The sequence below is a fragment of the Acinetobacter lwoffii genome, from assembly GCF_024129595.1.
Lineage (GTDB): Bacteria > Pseudomonadota > Gammaproteobacteria > Pseudomonadales > Moraxellaceae > Acinetobacter > Acinetobacter lwoffii_O.
In genome coordinates, this window is record NZ_JAMXXS010000003.1 from 38,157 (window position 1) to 61,757 (window position 23,601).

Annotated in this window: 21 protein-coding genes; 8 read left to right on the forward strand and 13 right to left on the reverse strand. The window is 43.1% G+C overall.

The window, feature by feature from the left end; translation table 11 throughout:
* Window positions 1–113: 113 nt before the first annotated feature.
* From craA to NI466_RS02730, 3 genes are all read right to left on the reverse strand, one after another.
* The gene (gene craA, locus NI466_RS02720; protein WP_253172606.1) at window positions 114–1,343 is read right to left on the reverse strand and encodes a chloramphenicol efflux MFS transporter CraA; all 1,230 of its coding nucleotides are present in this window, start codon (window positions 1,341–1,343) and stop codon (window positions 114–116) included.
* Between the two features lie 191 nt (window positions 1,344–1,534).
* Complete coding sequence (locus NI466_RS02725; protein WP_253172608.1) at window positions 1,535–1,912, reverse strand: hypothetical protein; 378 nt, start codon at window positions 1,910–1,912, stop codon at window positions 1,535–1,537.
* Between the two features lie 141 nt (window positions 1,913–2,053).
* Window positions 2,054–3,463, reverse strand: coding sequence for an FAD-binding oxidoreductase (locus NI466_RS02730; protein WP_153567125.1), 1,410 nt, complete (start codon window positions 3,461–3,463; stop codon window positions 2,054–2,056).
* A gap of 354 nt (window positions 3,464–3,817) precedes the next feature.
* On the opposite strand from NI466_RS02730, the gene serA reads away from it, so the two are divergent.
* The 3 genes from serA (at window position 3,818) to NI466_RS02745 (ending at window position 7,176) form a co-directional block, all read left to right on the forward strand.
* Window positions 3,818–5,050, forward strand: coding sequence for a phosphoglycerate dehydrogenase (serA, locus tag NI466_RS02735; protein ID WP_005108551.1), 1,233 nt, complete (start codon window positions 3,818–3,820; stop codon window positions 5,048–5,050).
* A 125-nt stretch (window positions 5,051–5,175) separates the two neighbouring features.
* Window positions 5,176–6,057 (forward strand): EamA family transporter, encoded by an 882-nt coding sequence (locus NI466_RS02740; RefSeq protein WP_004644997.1) that lies wholly within the window; start codon window positions 5,176–5,178, stop codon window positions 6,055–6,057.
* 240 nt (window positions 6,058–6,297) lie between these two features.
* Entirely contained in the window at window positions 6,298–7,176 is an 879-nt protein-coding gene (locus NI466_RS02745; protein ID WP_253172609.1) for an EamA family transporter, read from the forward strand.
* Between the two features lie 408 nt (window positions 7,177–7,584).
* On the opposite strand, the gene NI466_RS02750 is transcribed toward NI466_RS02745, so the two are convergent.
* From NI466_RS02750 to truB, 3 genes are all read right to left on the reverse strand, one after another.
* On the reverse strand, window positions 7,585–8,052 hold the full coding sequence (locus NI466_RS02750; protein ID WP_219307441.1) for a hemerythrin domain-containing protein: 468 nt from the start codon (window positions 8,050–8,052) through the stop codon (window positions 7,585–7,587).
* 134 nt (window positions 8,053–8,186) lie between these two features.
* On the reverse strand, window positions 8,187–8,951 hold the full coding sequence (locus tag NI466_RS02755; protein WP_253172611.1) for a sulfite exporter TauE/SafE family protein: 765 nt from the start codon (window positions 8,949–8,951) through the stop codon (window positions 8,187–8,189).
* 12 nt (window positions 8,952–8,963) lie between these two features.
* Entirely contained in the window at window positions 8,964–9,869 is a 906-nt protein-coding gene (truB, locus tag NI466_RS02760; protein WP_253172613.1) for a tRNA pseudouridine(55) synthase TruB, read from the reverse strand.
* Between the two features lie 181 nt (window positions 9,870–10,050).
* On the opposite strand from truB, the gene NI466_RS02765 reads away from it, so the two are divergent.
* The 5 genes from NI466_RS02765 to NI466_RS02785 all read left to right on the forward strand — a co-directional run bounded on the left by NI466_RS02765 (window position 10,051) and on the right by NI466_RS02785 (window position 15,687).
* A complete protein-coding gene (locus tag NI466_RS02765; protein WP_253172615.1) occupies window positions 10,051–11,079 on the forward strand; it encodes a lipase secretion chaperone in 1,029 nt (342 codons plus the stop codon).
* Between the two features lie 389 nt (window positions 11,080–11,468).
* Complete coding sequence (locus NI466_RS02770; RefSeq protein WP_253172617.1) at window positions 11,469–12,479, forward strand: esterase/lipase family protein; 1,011 nt, start codon at window positions 11,469–11,471, stop codon at window positions 12,477–12,479.
* Window positions 12,480–12,563: 84 nt separating this feature from the next.
* Window positions 12,564–13,535 carry an esterase/lipase family protein gene (locus tag NI466_RS02775; protein ID WP_253172618.1) on the forward strand — a complete coding sequence of 324 codons (972 nt, stop codon included), beginning with the start codon at window positions 12,564–12,566 and terminating at the stop codon, window positions 13,533–13,535.
* A 133-nt stretch (window positions 13,536–13,668) separates the two neighbouring features.
* Entirely contained in the window at window positions 13,669–14,637 is a 969-nt protein-coding gene (locus NI466_RS02780) for an esterase/lipase family protein (protein WP_253172619.1), read from the forward strand.
* 69 nt (window positions 14,638–14,706) lie between these two features.
* The gene (locus NI466_RS02785; RefSeq protein ID WP_253172621.1) at window positions 14,707–15,687 is read left to right on the forward strand and encodes an esterase/lipase family protein; all 981 of its coding nucleotides are present in this window, start codon (window positions 14,707–14,709) and stop codon (window positions 15,685–15,687) included.
* 71 nt (window positions 15,688–15,758) lie between these two features.
* Here NI466_RS02785 and rplS read toward each other — a convergent pair whose 3' ends face one another.
* From rplS to NI466_RS02820, 7 genes are all read right to left on the reverse strand, one after another.
* Entirely contained in the window at window positions 15,759–16,133 is a 375-nt protein-coding gene (gene rplS / locus NI466_RS02790) for a 50S ribosomal protein L19 (RefSeq protein WP_004281205.1), read from the reverse strand.
* A 185-nt stretch (window positions 16,134–16,318) separates the two neighbouring features.
* Window positions 16,319–17,053, reverse strand: a complete 735-nt coding sequence (trmD, locus tag NI466_RS02795; RefSeq protein WP_253172623.1) for a tRNA (guanosine(37)-N1)-methyltransferase TrmD — start codon at window positions 17,051–17,053, stop codon at window positions 16,319–16,321.
* A 28-nt stretch (window positions 17,054–17,081) separates the two neighbouring features.
* Entirely contained in the window at window positions 17,082–17,630 is a 549-nt protein-coding gene (gene rimM / locus NI466_RS02800) for a ribosome maturation factor RimM (protein ID WP_044109067.1), read from the reverse strand.
* A gap of 30 nt (window positions 17,631–17,660) precedes the next feature.
* A complete protein-coding gene (rpsP, locus tag NI466_RS02805) occupies window positions 17,661–17,918 on the reverse strand; it encodes a 30S ribosomal protein S16 (protein WP_085064356.1) in 258 nt (85 codons plus the stop codon).
* 142 nt (window positions 17,919–18,060) lie between these two features.
* Window positions 18,061–18,510 (reverse strand): type IV pilin protein, encoded by a 450-nt coding sequence (locus NI466_RS02810; RefSeq protein ID WP_180097421.1) that lies wholly within the window; start codon window positions 18,508–18,510, stop codon window positions 18,061–18,063.
* Between the two features lie 2 nt (window positions 18,511–18,512).
* Entirely contained in the window at window positions 18,513–19,016 is a 504-nt protein-coding gene (locus tag NI466_RS02815) for a type IV pilin protein (protein ID WP_180097418.1), read from the reverse strand.
* An 11-nt stretch (window positions 19,017–19,027) separates the two neighbouring features.
* On the reverse strand, window positions 19,028–23,572 hold the full coding sequence (locus NI466_RS02820; RefSeq protein ID WP_253172625.1) for a PilC/PilY family type IV pilus protein: 4,545 nt from the start codon (window positions 23,570–23,572) through the stop codon (window positions 19,028–19,030).
* Between the last annotated feature and the right edge of the window lie 29 nt (window positions 23,573–23,601).

Genomic DNA, 23,601 nt, shown 5'->3' on the forward strand with positions numbered 1-23,601 from the left:
AGAGAGGGAACTTATTAAATACTTAACCTCACCCTAGCCCTCTCCTAAAAGGAGAGGGAAATTCAATACCGAACATATGATTTCAATAATTTATAAGTTCCCTCGATAAGGAATCAAAACTCCCCACGCTCCTGTCTTTCCAGCATTAACTGTTTGAGCTGCATGCGCGGCAAAGTAAACCAGAGTGCAATCAGAATCAAAGAGGCAGCACAATAGGCCCAGATATCGTAGGCTTCATACGCCATTCGTACTGCTTCAATCACCACAAAAAAGCTGAGCATCAGGATAATTGAAACCGTCGCGGCCACTGTGCCTTTGGACACTTCAGAAGACATCAGTGCAAAACGATACAGTACCGAAAAACTTACACCCTCACCTAGACTGATACAGGTGGTGCCGATAATCAGACAATGAATAAAATATTCTGGAATCAATAAGCCCAGCATCAATAAACCGGCACCCAGCAACATCAGTGGCAGACCCAATAATACGGTTTTACCCAGCGGCATTTTATCGATAATTTTCAGCAAAATCAGATTACCTGCAATCAGGCCACCCAAGACCGGAAACTGCGCCAGACCATATTGCACACTACTGAATCCAAATTGCTCGACCAGAATCACCGGTGACAGGGCAATCCATAACATCAAGGGCAAACTCACCAAAGGCAAGGCTACAGTCATGATCACAAAGCGTTTATTTTTTAGAACCTGTTTAAAGTCATCCAGAATATAGCTGACCGGCTGTCTGGGAATACTGACTTTCAGATTTGGCATTTTGGCTTTTAGGCCGAACCAGCTCAGAAATGACAGAAATGCAATGCCGATAAAACCCCAATGCCAGGAGATATGATCAATCATAAAGGCACCCAGCACTGGTCCTAGCAAAGGTGCCAGCAAAGACACATTGGCCATCAGTGCCATGACTTTGATGGCATCACGTTCTTCAAAGCTTTCCTGAATGGCGGCATAACCAACGGCGGTAATAAAGGACAGGCCAAAGCCCTGTAAAAAGCGCAGGAATAAGAAACTTTCGATATTGGGTGTTAATAAAATAGCCAGACAGCTAATCGTGAAAAATGCCACACCACCCAGCAGTACCATTTTACGTCCAAGACGATCGGACAAAGGTCCCAGAATCGCTGCGACAAATGCCCCACCCAACAGGAAAAAGGACATGGAGGATGGTGCCCATGAACTACTCACGCCAAAATCACGGGTAATCGCCAGCATGGCCGGTTGAATCAGGTCATTACAGATATAGACTGAGAATTCAAATAGGACCAGTGCCAGCGGGAACATGAGTGTGGCACGGGTCAGTTTTTGGGTTTGGATTTTTTGCATGGGAGTTTTTATTGTCAGTCTGCCCGTTTTAACAGACTGAACTTTGTCTAAAATAGAAAGAAGAAATTTTAGCAGATGAGATATTCAAACGCTCTGAATAAATATAATAGATCGTAGAGATAATCTTCCAAACAAAAAAGCGCATCCTTAGATACGCTTTTAACCAAAAACTGCCTAAAGATCAAACACTATTATGGACAGACCGCTTTCTGGAAAGTCTTGGTATTTGAACCTCTTGCACAACAATACAATTTCTCGGTATTTTGCAGCATCCAGCTGCTATCTTCCCGTTTAAAATAATAAATGGTCTGCACTGAATGCACCGAATCATCCATTAAACCGGTTTCAGTGACTTTGACCTGTCCAATCGTGGGAGATTCTGCCTTATCAAAGAACTGGCGCAATTCAACCGTTGCCAGTTCCTTACGCAAATCCGGTCTTAATTGTAAAACCTGTTCCAAAGGCGTATCCGAAGATGACTGTACCTTTGCAATGACCTGTTGAGCAGTTGCACAGCCTGAACCAAACAGACCAAAAGCCAGAGTTGCGACTGCCAATATCCGGAACATATTGTTTAATCCTATATCGTCATTCTTATTCCAATCCATCATGCCGAGCTTTTCAGCACAAAACTATTTAGACTCTGTAACTGTATTTACACAGTAATAAAAAAGCGCACCTTTCGATGCGCTGTTTTCAATTCCGACCGATTAAAGATCGAAAAGTTTACCCGGGTTCATGATGCCATTTGGATCGAACACTTTTTTCAGGGCTTTCATATATTCAATTTCTTCCGCCGAACGCGAATATTCAAGATATGGCTTCTTGGTCATGCCCACACCATGTTCCGCAGAAATTGAACCGTCATATTTTTTCACGGTATCAAAGACATACTTGTTCACCACCTGACATTTGGCAAAGAATTCATCTTTAGACAAATCCGCAGGTTTTAAGATATTTAAATGCAAGTTACCGTCACCGATATGACCGAACCAGCAGATTTCGAAGTCTGGGTAATTCGTCGATACAATCGCATCAATTTCTTTAATGAATGCAGGAACGTGCGTGATCAGAACGGAAATGTCATTTTTGTATGGAATAAATGGCGCGATAGATTCAGAAATGTCTTCACGTAAACGCCATAAGCTTTCTACCTGATCCAGGCTTTGGCTCATTACGCCGTCCAGCACCCAACCTTGTTCCATGCAATGCTCGAAGATTTCCATCGCCTTGTCCATAATCGGTTCAAACGGCGCTTCAAACTCAAGCAATACATAGAATGGGCATTCAGTTTCAAATGGACGTTGCACGTGACCGTTGGCCAAGACTTTCTGCATCGCCAGTTCGCCAAAGAACTCAAATGCAGTTAGGTCAATTTTCGCCTGGAACGCATGTAATAAAGGCATAATCGCATCAAAGTCAGGCACACCCAGTACCATCACTTGCAGGTCTTGCGGTTGACGTTCAAGCTTGATTTCCGCTTCCGTCACCAGACCCAGCGTGCCTTCACCACCAATAAATAAATGCTGAAGTGCATAACCAGTAGCATTCTTGATCATGCCCTTGTTCAGACGCAATACATCGCCCTTACCTGTGACAACCGTCAGGCCAAGCACCCAGTTACGTGTCATGCCGTATTTAATCACTTTAATGCCGCCAGCATTGGTACCGATGTTACCGCCAATTTGCGATGAACCTGCAGACGCAAAGTCAACCGGATAATACATGCCCTGCTCTTCAGCATAGTTCTGTAACTGTTCAGTCACCACACCTGCCTGTACGCGCACCATACGGTCTGCCGGGAAGAATTCCAGAATCTGGTTCATCTTGTCCATGCTGACCACGATCTCGCCATTGGCTGCGACTGCACCTGCAGAAAGACCGGTACGACCACCCGATGGAGTCACTGCAACGTTAAATTGGTTCGCCAATTTAACGATGTCTTGAACTTGCTCAGTGGACGATGGAAAAACGACGACTGACGGGTTTGGATCAAAGTGCTTCGTATGATCGCGACCCCAATTCTGGAGGCTGTCCGTATCGGTTTTAATACGGTTTTCACCCACAATTGCAGTCAATTGGGTCAATAACTCAGGGGTTAAAGCGACTGGAGCATTCATCGTTTACAGACCTAGCATGATTTAAACAAGAGAGACTTCGCTGGTTCATTTGCACATTTTTTACGCATAAAAACATGGATACAAATCAGGCGAAACATGATTATTAAAGCACCGGATCACGCTGCTTTAAAAGCATGGCGCAATATTATAAGCTATTTTTTAGCGTTTCCCTCGAAAAATGACAATTTTGATAATATACCTTTGAAAATGCAGATTTAAATCAAACACCATGATCATTATTATCAATATATCTTGCCAGAATAGCTGATGTGAGCGTCATCAAGGAAATGTATAAGTGCGCTTTTCCTGTGCTATTATACCGCGACTAAATTTGGCCTTTGTAGCGGAGCCGTAATGAGCCAACATCTATCTCTACCTAAAGATAAAATCCGTTTCTTGTTGTTAGAAGGCGTTCACCAGAATGCAATCGACACTCTAAATGCTGCTGGATATACCAACATCGATTATCGTAAAACTGCGCTTGAGGGTGAAGCGTTGAAAGAAGCGATCAAAGATGCTCACTTCATCGGTATTCGTTCCCGTACTCAATTGACTGAAGAAGTCTTTGAAGCTGCGAACAAACTGATTGCTGTCGGTTGTTTCTGTATCGGTACCAATCAGGTAAATCTGGACGCTGCAATGCGTCGCGGTATTCCAGTCTTTAACGCGCCTTACTCAAATACGCGTTCAGTGGCTGAACTTGTACTTGCTGAAGCAATTCTTCTTCTACGTCGTGTACCTGAAAAATCAGCAGACACACATACAGGCGGCTGGAACAAATCTGCAGTTGGTTCGTTCGAAACACGTGGTAAAACTTTAGGTATCGTAGGTTACGGTTCAATTGGTTCACAACTTTCTGTACTTGCTGAAAGCATGGGTATGAAAGTGATCTACTTCGATACAGTGACTAAATTGCCTTTAGGTAATGCACGTCAAGTCGGTAGCTTGGGCGAACTTTTGGCAAATGCCGATGTGGTTTCTCTACACGTTCCTGATGTTCCGTCTACACGTAACTTCATGACCAAAGATCAGTTCGCGCAAATGAAAGAAGGTTCGATCTTCATTAACGCGGCACGTGGTACCTGTGTCGTGATCGAAGATCTGGCAGATGCGATCAAATCTGGTCACATTGCTGGTGCTGCGGTAGATGTATTCCCGAAAGAACCTAAAGCGAACGGTGAAGAATTTGTTTCTCCACTGCGTAACCTGCCAAACGTGATCCTGACTCCGCACGTGGGTGGTTCGACCATGGAAGCGCAAGCGAACATCGGTCTGGAAGTCGCTGAGAAATTTGTAGCTTACTCTGACAAGGGTATGACGCTTTCTGCGGTGAACTTCCCAGAAATTGCATTGCCATTGACTGAAGGCAAACACCGTTTACTGCACATCCATCAAAATATTCCGGGCGTGTTGTCTAAAATCAACAACCTGTTTGCTGAACAAGGCATCAACATCTCTGGTCAGTCACTGATGACTAAAGGTGATGTCGGTTACCTAGTGATGGATGTAGATGCTGCTGCATCTCATGAAGCACTTGATATGCTTTCTAATGTTGAAGGTACAATCCGCGCACGCGTATTGTTCTAATTCAAGATTTCAAAAAAACCACAGCTCTCGGGCTGTGGTTTTTTGTTTTTAAGGTTTGTATTTTTAATACCTTTTTCAGCTTATGCTGCTCTTCCGCTATTCGAGCAATCGAAACCTATTTAGTCATGCTGAATTTTAAAATTGCACCTATTGTGCAAGCGCCACTAATTCTGTTGATCGCCATGATCAGTATGCAAAGTAGTGGTTCCTTTGCCAAATATCTGTTCGGTCAGTTTCCGATCCTGACTGTTTCCGCAATGCGTCTGCTTTTGGGCGCTGTGATTTTGGCACTAATTTTTAAAATTTGGCAAATTCATTTCAGACAAATCAAATGGCCGGCCATTATCAGTTATGGCCTTGCTCTGGCCGGCATGAACCTCTTGTTTTACCTATCGATTGATCGCCTACCGCTGGGAATTGCCGTCTCTTTTGAATTCATTGGCCCCTTAAGTGTTGCCCTGTTTTATGCACGGCAAAAATTCGACTTTGTCTGGGTCGGACTGGCGATTCTGGGCTTGGTTCTGCTATTTCCTTTTGATCAGGCTGCCCAGCCGCTTGACCCGATCGGGATTGCATTCGCCTTGGGTGCCGGTGCTTGCTGGGCCTTATATATCGTTGCCGGCCAAAGACCTTCAGGCGTTTCTGGCAATCATACTGTATGCTTGGGCATGTTTGTCGGCATGCTGGTGCTGATGCCGATTGCGCTCTTGGCAGGCATGCCGGCACATACTTTTGAACCGATGAGTTTGTTGTATTTTGTGGCTTTGGCTGTGTTGGCCAGTGCCCTGCCTTTCACTCTGGAAATGATCGCACTGCGTAATTTAAGCGCACTCAGTTTCGGCACTTTGATGAGTCTGGAACCCGCCATTGCCGCACTCTCGGGGCTGGTCTTTCTAGGTGAAACCTTGTTGTGGACACAATGGCTGGCATTGGCCACGATTATCAGTGCTTCAGTGGGTTGTACGGTGACCAGTCAAAGAAGAAAAAATACAGTTGAGCACTTTTAAATTTAAAATTCGTTATAAGAAATACTACTCACTTTGAATTTAAAAAAATATTAGCTGGAAAAGCCTACTCAAAGTCGATAAATTCAGTCTAATACTCTTCTAAGATCAAAATTTTCTCTTTTTAAAAGTAACTTTAAATTTAAAATTATTTCCACCCCTACTCATTAAAAATTAACCGTTTTGCTATAATCCCGCTTTCTTCCATGTCCTGATTACACCTTTCTGGTGTAAGTAACTCCCATGCCAAACGCCCAACTCCTTGCTGTGTTGTACATGGTTTTATCCATGATGTCGTACCAGATCAGTGCATCCTTCGCCAAGCAACTTTTTCTGGTCCTTGACCCTATCACAGTGACCATTTTAAGACTCTGTTTTGCAGCGATCATTGTCGGCGTGATGTTTCGTTCCTGGAAAATCATTCAGCGTTTGCCTTTTTTGAAATGGCGGGATTTACTCTGCTATAGCGCCGCTTTAGGCGTAATGAATATCCTGTTCTACATGTCGCTGTGCAAACTCCCCCAAGGGATTGCGGTAGGGCTGGAATTTATTGGTCCGATCGGCCTGGCTCTTATTTCGATTCAAAACCGCAAAGATTATGTCTGGGTAATGCTGGCAATTCTGGGTATTGTACTGATAGTGCCATGGGGACAGGCCAATAGCAGTAATTTCGACCTGCTCGGCGCCGCCTGTGCTTTAGGTGCGGGTTTATGCTGGGCACTGTATATTTTCTTTGGGCAACGTGTGGTTCAGCAAAATATCGGTATGCATGCACTGACTATCGCGATTAGCATTTCAGCCCTGTGTCTGCTTCCGATTGGGCTCTATAACAATGCGCCCGCATTGATTGATACGCAACATTGGGGTAAAGCCGTTGTCATTGCGGTTCTGGCCACAGCGATTCCCTATGCGCTGGACTTAAAAGCTTTGCAGCATTTAAACAAGACCAGCTATGGCACCCTCTCCAGCCTGTCACCAGCTTTGGCAGCATTGACCGGTTTTATGCTATTGGGCGAAAAAATTACGCTTCTTCAGACGGTAGCATTAGTCTGTATCATGCTGGCCTCCGTCGGTGTGACCGTACGTGCCGCCAGTCAAGGATCAGCAGAAAAGAATGCCTAAAAGGCTGATTAGAATCTAAACAACTGACTAAATATTTGCATTAATTCTTTCACTTTCTTCCTTTGAGATAAATCCAAAGAAGAAATGAATGGATAAAAATCCCATATCTCCAGATAAAAATATGATCAGATGCCATAGTTGCAGTGAAGATATTTTTGATATGCGAGTGTGGCAAGGATGCCACATGTTACCCATCACGACAGGACGTCGTGTATGGGTAACAAAAGACTTTTGCCTACTTTGGGTCTTTCCAAAGTAGGGAGATTGCCTACACAAAAGCATTTAATTTTTTAAGAAAATGAGGCTGTACAGCTTCTAAAGCTAAACATGCATAACGATTAACTCAAACATCTAATTTGAGTTATAAATTATGGAAAAGTAGCTAATCAAATGTCAGCTGTTCGATGTTTAGCTTTGTACCAGCATATCTTTTTTCATGTCTTTATAACGCTGGTATTCATTCTTATACTGCACTGCTAAAGCGGTCTTCTGCTCTTCACCCAGAATTTTACCGGCCTGCTGGAAGAAACCATGTTCCTCTTCTTTTAAGTGATGATGCACTTTTTCGGAAAGTTTTTTGGCCATGGCAATCCAGCCTGGATTACTCAATTCAGTTACAGTTAATTCCTCGATCATTTCGTCCATTTCATGATGTTCCGCCAAGGCATGGCGGGTAATATTCAGGCCCGAATCGGTCATCATCAAGGGAATATAAAAATAACGGTCTTCCGCAGCTTCATGGGCAAATAATTCATTTTTGAGTTGCTTGAACAGCTCGCGGCGTTCTGGTGTATCCCCGGAAGTCTGTAATAATTTTTCTGCAAGATCACGCTGAATCTCATGACTCTCTCTTAATGCTTCAAAAATAGTCGTCATTCCGATATTTCTCCGATTGTTTTATTTTTCATATCATTGATTCTAGAAGATTTTCAGAACAGGTTCAGACGCAGTTTATACAGTGATTTGTTAAGAAATTTTAATATCGAGAATGATTTACATCGGGTTTAGATCTAAAAAAACATCTGGTATGCCATCCGGCAAATCAGCAGACTGACCAGAATCAGGAATAAAATCCGGATAAAGCCACTGCCATATTTAAATGCCAAGCGCACCCCGACCAAGGAACCACAAATATTGGCTACCGCCATCATTGCCCCAACCATAAACAGCACATTGCCACTGGGAATAAAAAAGCTTAAGGCGGCCAGGTTGGTGGTGAAATTGGCAATTTTCGATAAAGCCGATGCATGCAGGAAGTCGACGCTTAAATAGCGAATAAAAAAGAAAATAAAGAAACTGCCGGTGCCCGGACCAAAGATACCATCATAAAAGCCTATCGCCAGACTGCCCAAAGCGGCCAGAATCAGCATTTTCCGATTCAGTTTTTGTTCGGTATGCACCTGGCCGAACTGTTTTTTCATCAAGGTATAGATTGCGATCACGATCAACATGACCAGCACAAAAGGCTTAAGAATCTCGACTGGAATTAGCGTAACGCTGGCTGCACCAATAAAAGAGCTGACAAAACTACACAGTGCAATTATGCCCAAGAGCAACCAGGGCAGTTTTACCTGACGCAGATAGGAAAATGCCGCTGAAGCGGTGCCACAAATGGACGCGAGTTTATTGGTGCCAAAGACCGTAGCAGGCTGTAAATGCGGTAAACTCCCCATAATTGCCGGGATCTGGATCAGACCACCACCACCCACGGCAGCATCAATCGCCCCTGCAAAAAATGCAAAGACAACCAGACTGATGATGATCTCTATTTCCATATCTTGACTCGATTAGAGGTTCAGGACGCGTTTGGGTACCAGACGTTTTTTGTCGGTAATTTCTGCCAGCCCCAGACATTTCTCGCCATCAAAAACCAGCACCTGTTCAGCTGCTTCATGTTCGATATTGCTTTCCATGCCGCGGCTAAAATATTCTGCGCGACCTTCGGGTACCTGCACTTTTGGAAAATGATCAACCGGTGCATAGGCCGGCAACAACAGTGCATCACGCTCTGCTTCGCTCAGGCTTTCCAGATATTCAATGGTATAACTCGGGATCAAATCAAAATGACCGGTTTTGATGCGGTGCAGATAAGTCAGATGACCATAAGTTCCCAGTGCTTTGGCAATATCTTCACCCAATACCCGGATATAAGTGCCTTTAGAACAGGTAATATCCAGCGTAATACTGTTTTCGGTAAAGGATAAAAGCTCAATCGTTAAAATTGTAATCGGACGTGCTTCACGCTCAATCTCGATACCTTTGCGCGCCAGTTCGTATAAAGGACGGCCTTCTTTTTTCAAGGCAGAATACATCGGCGGCACTTGCTGGATATCACCCACAAATTGCGCCAGTGTTTTTTGAATCAAAGACTCGGATAATTCAGGAACCGCTTTTTCCAGAAGCACCTCGCCTTCCACATCTCCCGTGGTGGTGCTATGCCCCAAAAATACGGTCGTCTGATAACGCTTGACCGAATCTAATAAATAATGCGAAAACTTGGTCGCCTCCCCCAAACACACGGGCAATAAACCGGATGCCAGCGGATCCAGCGCACCGGTATGGCCGGCTTTTTGTGCCCGATACAACCAGCGGACTCTTTGCAATGCAGCATTGGAACTGATGCCCAAAGGCTTATTAAGCAGGAAGACACCACTAAGATGACGACGCTGAATTTTAGGAGATGATGCTTTCATGGCAAAAAATCAGACATTTTATAAATTGGCGCCATGGTAAAACCCTGCGAGAGGATTTACAACTTTTCTATAGTATCTGATGATTTTTATGGCATATTGAGCCGGTTTGAACAACTCAACGCTTTTAAAAAGCTTAAACCTCTAAAAATAATGAAATAACGAGAAAATAGGTGCATAGGATATGCAGAAATATAAAATATGGATCATTCTGGCGTTGCTGGTGCTGTGCATTCTCACGCTGATCTTATGGCTGTCCCCAAAAGAAAATACTCAAACAGATACCGGGACAAAAACGCCTTTAACTGAAACTCAGGCAGAGCAAACCGTACGCTTGGTCAATGGCCCTGCCAATGCTTCCTTCCCCAGTGCCAGCCAACAAGATACCGAAATTAATTGTCAAATGCAGTTAGATGCCAGCAATCGTCTGATCGTGAATGAACAGACCCGCAACTGTTTTGAATATTTTATTACCCAATTTGGTGAAAAAAATCTGCAGCAGATCCAGCAGGATTTTAAAGCCTATATTCGCCAGAATCATAAAGAACCGGGACTCTCGCAAATTCTGGATTTATGGGATCGTTATATCCAGTACCGTCAGGGTTTGGGCCAGCTCGCTGCACCGGCTGGGTTGAATCAGGAAGATCCTGCCTATTACCGCAGTATCTATAACACTACCCAGAATTTGCGCCAGCAGTACTTTTCCAAGTATGAAATTGAGGGCTTGTTTGGCACAGAAGATGCCTATCATGAATATACCCTGGACCGGATGAGCGTATTGGCAGACAAAAGCTTGACTGAGACTGAAAAAGCCCAAAAGCTCAAAGCACTTTTTCAGCAGCTCCCGCAAGACTGGCAGGAAAACCTGGAACAACTGAATAAACTGGAAGATCTGCGCAAACTCACCGCAGATATTAAAGCCCGTGGCGGTTCCCGTGATGAAATCCGGCAGATGCGGATGAATCTGGTCGGTGCTGAAGCGACACAACGTCTGGAACAACTGGATGTACAACGCAGCGACTGGAAAAACCGGGTGACTGGCTATTTAGATGAACGGGATCAGATTACCCAGTCCGGCATGTCCCATACTGCCAAACAGCAAGCCATTGCCCAGCTTCGCAGCAAACATTTTAATACACCGCAAGAACAGCTGCGGGTTGAAACATTTGAACAGGTTCATGATCAGGGAGCCAAACTACCCTTTGCTGACTAAGCCTAAAAGCCATCACCTGTTGATGGCTTTTTTATAAATGCCCTTTTGATAACTTTATATTTTTTCTCAAAATGATCTTTTATAGTTGTTTCCAAATATTTCGTATTTACACAAAATAACTTAGAAAAATTATAATGATTTCAAAGACTTTTTATTTAAATACATCTGCACATAAAACACATACTTACAATGTAAATTCCTCCTGTCCTGCATGTCCCCAAATGACATGGTTTTAGACCTCTGAAGTGAAAAAATACCGCTTCTTCAAAAGAAAAATTGCTCAGCCACTGAAGGCCGAAACTGTATTTTCATCGTCTGATTTGTGGCTTGCGACACTCTACAAAAAGCAATGATTGCTTGAATAACGATAAAATTAAAAAGGGACAGCTATGCATACTTTCAGCAAGACAGCCCAGTTACTGACTGTGGCTTTAGCGACAACTCTGGGATTCAGTTTTTCTGCACAGACTCAGGCTGCAGCGAGTGCAACACAAGTCATCGAAAAGAGTAGATCCGACTATGCCAAAACCCAATATCCGATCTTGATGGTGCATGGCTGGCTAGGCTGGTCACGCATTGGCACCGATAGTATCGGGCTGGATTACTGGTATCAGATTCTGCCAGATATGGCACGTAATGGCTCTACCGTGTTTGCTGCACAATTATCGCCGGCAAATACAACGATGCATCGCGGAGAACAACTGATCCATCAGGTTGAAGAGGTTCTGGCAATTACCGGCAAGCAAAAACTGAACTTGATTGGCCATTCCCATGGTGGACCAACAGTGCTGTATGTTGCAGCAACCCAGCCGCAGTATATTGCCTCGATTACCGGCGTTGCAGGCACCTATCATGGCTCCAAAGTGGCAGATGATATTCAGAATAATCGCCTGACGCGTACCGCCTTTAACATTTTAGGTGATTATATTATTGGACCATTGATTGCACTGGGTCAGTTTAAGCCTGAACTGGAAATTGATTTTGATGCTTCCATGAAATCCCTGACCCAGACCGGCTCAAATACTTTTAATGCCACAGTGGCGCAGCAGGTGGTCAAAGATGGTGTATTGGCCTCCACAGAAAACTGCAATAAAAATTTAAAGCAGAAAGACAGTAAAGGAATCCATTATTATTCATGGACAGGTGTAGCCCAAGCCACCAATGCCCTGGATATTGATACGATTCTGATGCAGCTCGGCCCTTTATCTTATGGCAGTAAAGACAATGATGGCATGGTGTCACGCTGTAGTGCGTTCATGGGCAAGGTCATTCATGACCAGTACAAACTCAATCATACGGACCTGGCCAACATGATGTTTGGTTTGAAGGGTATGTTTGCACCCGATCCGGTCGCCCTCTATCGCCAGCATGCCAACCGGCTCAAATTAGAAGGTTTATAATCCCAGAGTGCCTATATTTCAGCTGAGATATAGGCTTTTTTCTGATTATTTTTTATTTGACCTATCCGTGATCGGGAAGCTGCAATGAAAAAAATAATATCGTACTTAAGCTTTTTGCTATTGGTTTCCCTATTAACTGGCCCTGTGCAAGCCTCGGCATTACAACAATATAAAAGCAATTTTATTCTCTCAGGTTATGCCAGGACAAAATACCCGATGGTCTTTGTGCATGGTTTTGGTCTGGGTTTTAACCGGATTGGAACGGAGAGCATCGGTCTGGATTATTGGTATCAGATTCCCCAAGATCTGAGCCGGCATGGTGCACGGGTGTTTTCTGCCGAATTGTCTGCTGTTGCGTCCAATGAACTGCGCGGCGAACAGCTCTTGATGCAAATTGATGAAGTACTGGCACTGACAGGCCATAAGAAAGTCAATCTGATTGGGTATAGCCAAGGTGGCCCAACGATTCAATATATCGAGGGCGTTGCACCGCATAAAGCCGCCTCTTTAACCGCCATTGCCGGGGCGATGCAAGGCACCCCGGTTTCTGTCAATGCCAGCCAGACGCCACTGCTTGAACCCTTTATCCATGCCATTGGTACAATTTTGGGCCATAGCATGAATCTGGTTACAGCTAACCAGTATCCGGTCAGTATTATCGAGGCACTGCAAGCCATGAATCCAGAGGCGATTCAGGCCTTCAATGTGAAATATGGCTCCTCTGCCATTCCCAAAGACTGTCAGTCTAAGGGCAGCAAACTCACGCCAAATGGAATTTATCACTATTCCTGGATGGGCAACCGGCAGGCGACCAATCCGCTGGATGCGATTGAATCTACAGTCGTGACGTTAGGTAGCAGTTTCCTGAAAGGAGAAGCCAATGATGGTGCTCTACCGCTGTGTAGCGGACGCTATGGCCAAATCATTCGTCAGGACTATGCCCATAACCATTTTGATGAAGTAAACCAGTTTTTTGGCATTTTGGGTCCTTTCGCGCAGGATCCGGTCGCACTGTATCGCCAACATGCCAACCGGCTCAAGCTGCAAGGCTTATAAATCACTTATTTTATGAATAGATCATCTTTATTAATTAAAAAAACTTAGGAAACTGAGTCCCTGCTACATAGGGGAACTTTAGGCAACTGGATGAGGATCATCCCGTTAAAACAACAAAAGTGAGGAAAATATAATGAAATTCGGAATATTAATCACCGGCCTGCTGCTGGCGGGTACATGTCTCAGCACCCAGGCATCCACCCAAGCCAGTCAGGTCACAGCAAAAGCCAGTTCACAATATGCCAAGACCCAATATCCGATTGTCTTTGCACATGGTATGGCGGGTTTCATCCGGATCGGTACTGACCAGTTTGGACTGGATTACTGGTATCAGATTTTACCGGATCTGGCGCGTAATGGCGGTAATGTCTGGGCAACACGTGTCTCGCCTTTTAACTCATCGGAAATTCGGGGTGAGCAACTTTTAGAGCAGGTAAATGAAATTCTGGCCATTACCGGTGCAAAGAAAGTCAATCTGATCGGTCATTCCCATGGCGGCCCGACCATTCGTTATGTCGCAGGTGCAGGGAATGGAATAGTCGCTTCCCTGACTTCTGTCGGTGCTCCGCATAAGGGCTCCCCGGTTGCAGACCTGATCCTGCAAGCAGAAGGTACACCGATACAAGGGCCTTTAGTCGGTGGTATCAACCTGGTGTCTAAGGCCATCACCTGGGCACAAGGGTTGGATCCGAACAGTTTCCCGCATGATTCTCTGGCCGGTGGTAGCAGCCTGACCCTGGCAGGATCCGCTCAATTCAACCAGAAATATCCGCTCGGTATGCCAACCACCGCCTGCGGTGAAGGTAAGGAAAAAGACGGTGATATTCGTCATTATTCATTTACCGGTATAGGTCAAGTCACCAATCCGCTCGATCCTGATTCAGCCTTGACAGTTACAGCTCTACTCATTGATGGCGGCAAGGAAAATGATGGTCTGGTCTCCCGCTGTAGTGCCAAATTCGGTAAAACCATTCGGGATAACTACAACTGGAACCATCTGGATGAAGTGAACCAGTTCCTCGGATTAAAAAATATCTTTGCTCCAGACCCAGTCGATGTTTATCGCCAGCATGCCAACCGGCTCAAATTGCAAGGCCTGTAATTCAATCTCATCCCTGTCATCCCAATGCACAGGGATTTTCTAATTTTTAAACCGCCAAAATGGAACTTTATGAAAATTAGAACGCATTTTATAACCTTATGCTGCGTATTATTTACGAGCCAATATGTGCAGGCTTCCAATTTGCAGCAAGCAGAATCCAGATTTGTTGTGTCCAATTACGCCAAAACACACTACCCGATTGTATTTGCACATGGCATGGTCGGCTTTAATCGCATTGGTTTCGATGCCTTGGGCATGGATTATTGGTATCAAATTTTGCCAGATTTAGCCCGTAATGGTTCAACTGCCTTTGCCACCCGCATCTCACCTTTCAATTCCAGCGAAATCAGAGGTGAACAATATGTAGAGCAACTCAAGGAAGTCATGGCGATTACGGGCGCCAAAAAACTGAATTTAATTGGTCATAGTCATGGTGCACATAGCGTGCGTTATGCAGCCGGGGTGATACCGCAACATGTAGCCTCAGTAATGACTGTGGGCGGTGCCAACCAAGGCACCATTGTCGCCTCTGATGTCATGCGACTTGCCAATCAGACCGGAACATCTGAACTGCTCAATACCCTGATCAGTAGTTTTGGCAACGTCATCATGTGGGCACAAGGCTTAGACGGTCAAGCTTTCCCACACAACGCCCTTGCAGCAGGACACAGCACGTCGATTGAAGGCACGGCAGAATTTAACCAGCGCTTTAAACTCGGTCTTTCGCTGAGTCCATGCGGTGAGGGAAAATATAAAGACCAAGGCATTGCACTGTATTCAATGACGGGCAATCAACCCGTGACTAATCCCCTAGATGTCAGTGATGCAGCCATGAAAGCCTTGGATCTACTTTCTGCAAGTAAGGCTGGCGCGAACGATGGAATCGTGTCGGTATGTAGTGCCAAATTTGGTAAAACGATTCGTGATGATTTTCAATGGAATCATCTGGATGAAATCAACTTGTTATTTGGCATCAAAGGTACCTTTGCACCTGATCCGGTTGCTGCCTATCGTCAACATGCCAACCGTTTAAAACTACAAAGTTTATGATTTTTATAAAAATAGCCAGATATAAAAAATGCGCCCAAAGGCGCATTTTTTTACTCGTATAAAGCTTAAAATTAAGCTTTAGTTTTACGAGCTGGTAATTTTTCACGAATACGTGCAGCTTTACCAGACAATTCACGTAGGTAGTAAAGTTTAGCACGACGAACGTCACCACGACGTTTCACTTCGATACCAGCAACGATTGGAGAGTGAGTTTGGAATACACGCTCAACGCCAACACCGCTAGAAATTTTACGTACTGTGAACGCAGAGTTCAAACCACGGTTTTTCTTAGCAATTACAACGCCTTCGAACGCCTGTAAACGCTCACGGTCGCCTTCTTTTACTTTAACTTGAACAATAACTGTATCACCTGGTGCAAAAGCAGGGATGTTTTGTTTCAATTGTGCGTTTTCAATTACTTGAACTAAAGGATGCTTACCGCTCATGGGGTATCTCCAATATGTGCGAGTCAGAAGAGGTCTGATCATCGCTGGGTATAGAGGCTAAAGCGCATACACCCGATTATCTTTCCCTTTATAGTTGACCATCTCAACCATAAAGAGCCTATTAAAGAATACTTAAATAATTTTAAGTACTTGCTTGAAGATAGAAATGATTACTCATCAATATCTTACAAATCTTTTAGCCATTTTTTCTGCTGCTTGGTCAGCTCGACTTTTTCCACCAACTCTGGGCGGCGTTCAAGTGTACGCTGATATCGCTGCAAAAACCGCCATTTTTCAATATTGGCATGATGCCCGGACTTTAACACCTCAGGCACATCCAAACCTTCAAAATGATCTGGCTTGGTATATTGTGGGCAATCTAGCAGACCATCCACAAATGAGTCTTGTACGTGTGATTGCTCATCAGACATTGCACCCGGAAGTCTCCGGATAATACTGTCCAATAAAACCATCGCAGGAAGTTCACCACCCGACAAGACGTAATCTCCAATTGACCATTCCTGATCAACATATTGCTGGATCAAACGCTCATCGACCCCTTCATAACGTCCGCACAGTATAATGATTCCATCATATTTGACAAAATCCTGTACCGCAGTTTCGCTTAAGGTCTTTCCTTGCGGTGACATATACACCACAGGAACCTGAACTGCACCCGCTTGCGTTGCAAGCTCTTTGGCATGCTGGATTGCTTTTGCCAGAGGCTCAGCCATCATCACCATACCCGGACCACCACCGAATGGACGCTCATCCACCCGTTTATAGTTGCCCGTCGCATAATCGCGAGGATTGATGCAATGAATTTGCATCAACTCACGTTTTGCTGCGCGCCCGCTAATACCATAGGCTGTAATCGCTTCAAACATTTCAGGAAAAAGCGTAATGACTGCAAAAAACATCGCAGACTCCCTTATTTCCGAAAAATTCTTAGTAGTCTACGCCCCAATTGACGTAGATACGACCAGCTTCAAGATCAACGCGTTGCACCACATCTTTATGCCATGGGATCATTCGCTCTTCGCCATCGATGCTGTCGGCAGTTGCGCGAACCACCATCACATCGTTAGCACCTGTTTCAAACAGCTCAAAAATTTGACCGAGATTGACTTCTTGTTCCTGATCGTCCAGACCTAACACAGTTAGACCTTTTAAATCAGACCAATAGTACTCATCTACGCCTGCTTGAGGCAGTTGCGATTTAGAGATCCAGACATTGGAGCCAACCAGTTCGTCTGCGCCAGTGCGATCACTCACACCTTTCAGCGAAACAACCAGGCCTTTACCATGTGGTTTCCAACGTTTTACATCGACAATTTGCCAACCTGCTTTGGTCTCAATGTACCAAGGCAGATAGTCAAATATGTTGCTCATAGGTTCTGTATTGGAATAGACCCAGAGCCACCCATTTAATCCATATGCTGAACGCAACTGTCCAATCTGAATACGATCTTCTGGAACATTCTGTGTTGGTGTCATGGGCAAGCTACTACCTAATTTATATAAAAATTATGCAGCAACTGCAGCTTTTTTAGCTTGAGCAGCTAAAGAAGCAACACGATCAGAAGGTTGAGCACCTTGAGAAACCCAGTGAGCAAAACGTTCAGCATCTAAACGAAGTTTTTCTGCTTTACCTTGAGCTGTAGGGTTGAAGAAACCGATACGTTCGATGAAACGACCGTCACGTGCATTACGGCTATCAGTCACAATGATTTGATAGAACGGACGTTTTTTAGCACCACCGCGTGCAAGACGAATAACAACCATGATAGAACCTTATAGTTTTTACGGATTATCCTTGTACCGACCATCGATACAGCTCAAACCCCTTTCATAGAGGGCAGTATTTTACTTGAACTTTGCCCTGAATGAAAGATCAAAAAGTGTTTAGGTAGAATTTTGGATTTAGTTAGCGGCCGTCCCATGGTTCACATGCACCAGATGTTTTTTCCCAACATTGTTTGCCTGAGCTATCTAAAGTTAAATTACCTGTATTTTTCATCTGCCCATTGATCTTTGGCGTTGCCGTCATCGTCCAAGATGAGTTCGGTGAAGCGGTTATGGTTAAGTCATACAGTGCTGGACCGTTTCTTGGTGCTACCGTTTGCCCATAAATAGCTGGGTTAATCAATGGATTCATCGCATAACTAGACGTAGAATTATTTACCCCATAATCTCCATTAGACAACTTGTAGGATTGCAATCTTTGCGCAATTTCCATCATGGTACTTTGTATTTCAGCACGATTTGTTCGTTTTACATAGCTTTGATAAGATGGATATGCAATTGCAGCAAGAACGCCTAACACAGCAACTACGATTATAAGTTCAATGAGAGTAAAGCCTTTAATATTTTTCATTATTATTTCCACTCTTTTGTATTAACACCGCAACTTGTACTCGTAATATCCAAGGAGTCTCTAGTCATACACTTGCTTCCTCTCGAATCCAATAATAAGTATTCAGAATTTCTAAGTGCATTACTTTTTGTTTGATTAGGAAAGGCTATCATTTTCCACCCTTGCCCAACAGCAGAATCTTCCACGACAATGGTTGAATCATTGATATCGACCAATTTGATTTGGTAATCAAAATCAGTTCCTGAATCATATGGAATATTAATCTCACCCTTATTCACTGTTTGATGCTCTGGAACATAGCCTGCATAACTTAATTGCTTGCCTTTGTAATTTTCCAGCCGCTCAGCAATTTTTAACATTTCAGATTGTGCTTTTGATTTATGAGCCCTAGCAACATATCCCTGATAGCTGGGTATAGCAATAGCTGCAAAAATTGCAACTATTACCACCACAACCATCAATTCAATTAAAGTAAAACCTGAACGTTTAATTCGAGGATCTATCATATATACCTTCCTCACCATTCAAACCAGCGGATAGGTTTAATCTTGCGTGCCTGGCTATATGTATACAGATTTTTATCGGTTAATTTGGTATTTGCAGTTGGACAATTCCCCACACAAGCTTCTTGTGTCTCTGCAATTGGCCCAACCAACGTTGTTGTTCTCGGATCTGTAGAGGAAACTGCGCCAAAGGCAGGACCATTAATACCCTGATAGCTAGTTTTGACATATGCTGCACAATCACCATAAGGCATGCAAATACGGTGAGTGGTTGAAATACCCATCACCCCACCACCACAGCCGCTAACGGTTCCAGTCAATGTCGCTTTGGGATCATACAGGCTGACATATAAATCACCAGTAATGAGCTGTGACTCTTCAAATGCACGCGCATAATTTCCAGAGTCAACTGAATGAAGCTCAAAGCTCCAGCCACGAAGCATAGTACTACCAGTTGTTAATTTCATATTAGCAATGTCAGCAGTAGAAATTTGCTTAGTAACCGTTTTGCCAAGTATGCCTGATTTAGCCAAATTCGCTGGCAAAATAGTTGGAGCAGATGTAAAGCTAGAGTTTTCCAAACCATTGGCAGCAGCATCACGGTCAATTAAACCATAGATTTTGTTTTTTCCGCCAACCTCTTCTTCCAAAGGAAAACTGCGATTACCAGAACCCGCTGTCACAAGTACAAAGCGGTTTTGCCCATCATCAAAAACTGCCGTAGATAAACGATCATAGAAACGCGGTACAAATGTTCCATCTTTTAACTTAGCTAATGTTTTCACACGCACCGCAATATTCGTATTGTCAGTTGCAGACATTTGATTGTTATTATTCAAATCTACACGGAAAATCTGTCCGCCCAAATCTGCAAAATAAATCATGTCTGCAAGACCATCCGCATCATAATCACGTACTACAGGCTGTCCTACAACACTATACTTTATGTCACTATTTACAGTCTGTTTGTGACTATTCGCAGTAGAAACACCAGAAGTATCAGAACTGCTCATCCAGATCAAGTTACCATTTACAGCATCGACTACGTATAAAGCATTACCATAAGTTGAACTTGGATTTGTAGCGTTCGCTTGCTCATATGCCGCCGCATCGTAACCGCCGCCAAAAATTAAGACTTTTTTACGTTCACCTTTGATACGAATTTCAGCAATAGTCGGTTTAGTCCAGATTTGAGACAAACGCTGAAATTCATTTGTTGCTGTTGGTTTAATTTGGAATAACAGCTTCGGACTTGCTGGACTAAGAATATCTAACCCATAAAGCCCCTCGCCCCCCATACGCAAACCGCCATAAATATTCATTTTATTGGCAACATATTTTGTGGTTGTAGCTGCACCAGACTTAGTAATTTGAACCTTAAAGGTATTGTCCGCTACCCATGGTGCATCTACGCCATAAGCGATTCCTGACAAACTATCGATACCCTTAGAATCTTTACCAGCCAACGTGTCATATTGATTCGAAATAATTTCTGGCGGAACAAATACAGATTGCTCTTTACCAGTCTTAGCGTTCACAATATGCAAACCACCATCCATTGAGCCATAAACTGTATATTCTTCACGTGCATCAGCAGCATTACTTGTAGTAACTGTTGACTCTTTTGTTAACATGAGTGGCGTAGAATGTACTACTCCCCCAAGGAATCTATATGGATTTACTGGATTAACAGCAAGTGCATTAATATCCGTATTAGTTAAAGTTGTTTGGTTCGTTGCTGCTGGAAATGCTGTTTGATAGCCTATAAAATTTAATAAAGCTAAGCGCTGATTTACTGTATAGGTACTTGGCAGTGCGTCTGCACCAGTAAAGTTAGTTGCCAGATTTTGCTTAGTGACTTTCTTTAAAGAGCTTCCATTTAAGATATAAACTTTCCGCTCACTATCTACATTACTAATTGAGTCTACTGCAGCCAAAGCTGTAGATGGAACAGGAATTTTATTCCATGCACCGCCGCTATTAATTAATGAATGATCACTGCCTGCTACAGCATCGGACCATAAATCTTTTGCATTTGTATTAATTATTTGTTGGTTATTCTCAAGCTTGTAAATTGCATTTCCATTACTATCCTTTAATGTTCCACCAACAATATTATATTTCTTTAAGTTACCCATCCATGTACGTAAAGTCGAATCTTGTACGGGCATGACCATAGGGAAAAAGCCTTGGGTCATATATTTGGTTAGATCCAAAGGATCACGAGGGACAGAAATTGAGCCTAAACTGGAAGGAGTAAACTTAGGAGGTACATCATTAATAAACATTAAAATACTGTTTCTAATATCTTCAGAATTTGTTGCTTGATAGAATCCTCCTTGTCCATAATCAGCATTTCCCCATTTACAAGCATTTTTGGCATCCATTGATGCAGTCGCAGAACTGTCACAGTTATATATTTTTCTCAAAATACTTCTTTTAGTCCCATCTGCTAATGTAATTTCTTCTGGTACTTCTGTATAAGTTAATCCCTCAAAAGCACTACCAAAACCTACAACGGCAGTTTTAATTGACATGCTTGCAGGATTTTTAGTCCTGTCTAGTAATTTTTTTGCATATTCACCAATATATTCCCACCCCCCGGTTTCATCTGTAAATAGGCCAGAAGTTAATTTTGGAGACCCTAACACCGCATTCCCACTTGGTTTTGCAGAAAACGTATAGCTACTATTATTACTTAATGAAGTATTCATAATAGTTTGCGCCATACTATCTTTAGTAGAGTTTGGCGAACCATCAGTTAAAAAGTAAATACCATTACCATCACAACTACTTGTTGTACCACCTGCGGCATAATTATTCCCATCCTTTGTATCTGCTGCCGAATAAGCGAAACCACCATAATTATTATCAACAGGACCTGATGTAGTGATTGTTTGTGTTATCGGACCCCATGACCGTGCAACATAATGTCTCGTTTGCACACATCTTTTTTTACCATTACCATTACCATTATTTACAAAGGTTGTATAATTTTTATTAGCACGTTCAGTTGTACTCTGTAAATTACCACTCCCGTTTCTATCATAAACGTTCAGAATAGGATCATCACCTATATTAGGATCACAACTCTGATTTTGACGTTCTGTATAATCCGCCTGTGTGTTACTATTTGAAAGATTCATATAACATAAGGAAATCCATCCAGTATCAACTTGGAAGCCAGCTGGACAGTTTTGAAAACCTTGTGTCGTTACAGTGCTAGTGGTAGAACCTGTTTTTATTGAAAAAGGACTACTTCTATATGAAACTAGATTATATGCACTTTTATTTCCCCAGACTTTCCCACCAATTGGTTCAATATCCATAGGCTCATTGGCAAGCTTCATCCAGCCACCATATCTCCAGCCTTCAGGCAATTTTAAATGCGTCTCCCACAATGAATTCATAGCTCCAACTTTGGCATATAAGTCATCAGCAGATACAGGAATCCAACCATCACCATCTAGATCACTATCAGCAGCCTCTTTTGGTCTATAGATTTTGATGCCAGAGCCCATACGCTTATTGGTACTGTTATACCATTCACTATCACCCTTATTCCATTCATTATCACATGCCATGACCGTAGCACCTAAAGCTTCGGGACGTTCAGTGCCTAGTGCAACACAAACATAATAAACTTGCTTGCTCGCATCATCCGACTTTTGCATTACAGAATAACCATCATACAAAATGGAAGTCCTTGAAGGTAAGCTGGAGTCCTGTCCTGTCGTAGTCCCCATCATGTAAGCTGCAGCTTCAGCATATGCATGAGCAGCTGGTGTACCACTAGAGGCTTTAAAAATATCTGGATAGGCAGTACTAGATAATTTTAAATTAGAATTTGCAGTGCCATCTTCATTAGTAGTCGTATCAACCGATTTAATGTTCACGAGTTCACGAATCAGCTTTTCTCGTTGAGTAGCTGTAAGCTTACTGACGGGTACTAAAATTTTTCCTGAATGACCATCTACCAATTTATTCGTAGTTGTACCGATCGTTAAACTGGTTTTTGCAGAAAAATGTCCTAATCCAATACGGATATCATTGGAGATACTATCATCAGCCAATAATCGAATTAATGCATCTTTCAGACGTGATAACCGGTCAAACTTTCCAGTATTAGATTCAACTAAATTACCATCAGCATTAATACTTGGATTACCACAACCACGTAAATAATAATCAATGGTCTGGCCATTTATGGTGACTTGCTTTTTAAAAGAAGTCTTATTGTTGGTAGCACTTCCTGTACGAAGATCAAGAGCATTATACTTCCATTGATTTATAGCTGTAGAACTACCGGTTTCAACAACACCTGTTTTCGCACAAAGTGAACTATCAACATCACCAGGACTACCATATTTATTGTTTTTAGGAAGTACCAAAGAACTAATTCCCATACTTCCTGAAGTATCCAGCATTAATAAAATAGAAGTGTTACCAGTCGTATTACCTTTATAAATTTCTAAATCACTTGCAAAAACTGCTGTACTTGTTGGCAACACTATCACTGGAAGTAATACCATCATGCTTACAAGAGGTTTCAATTTCATCTTTTTTATCCCCATATTCCAGTGCTTAA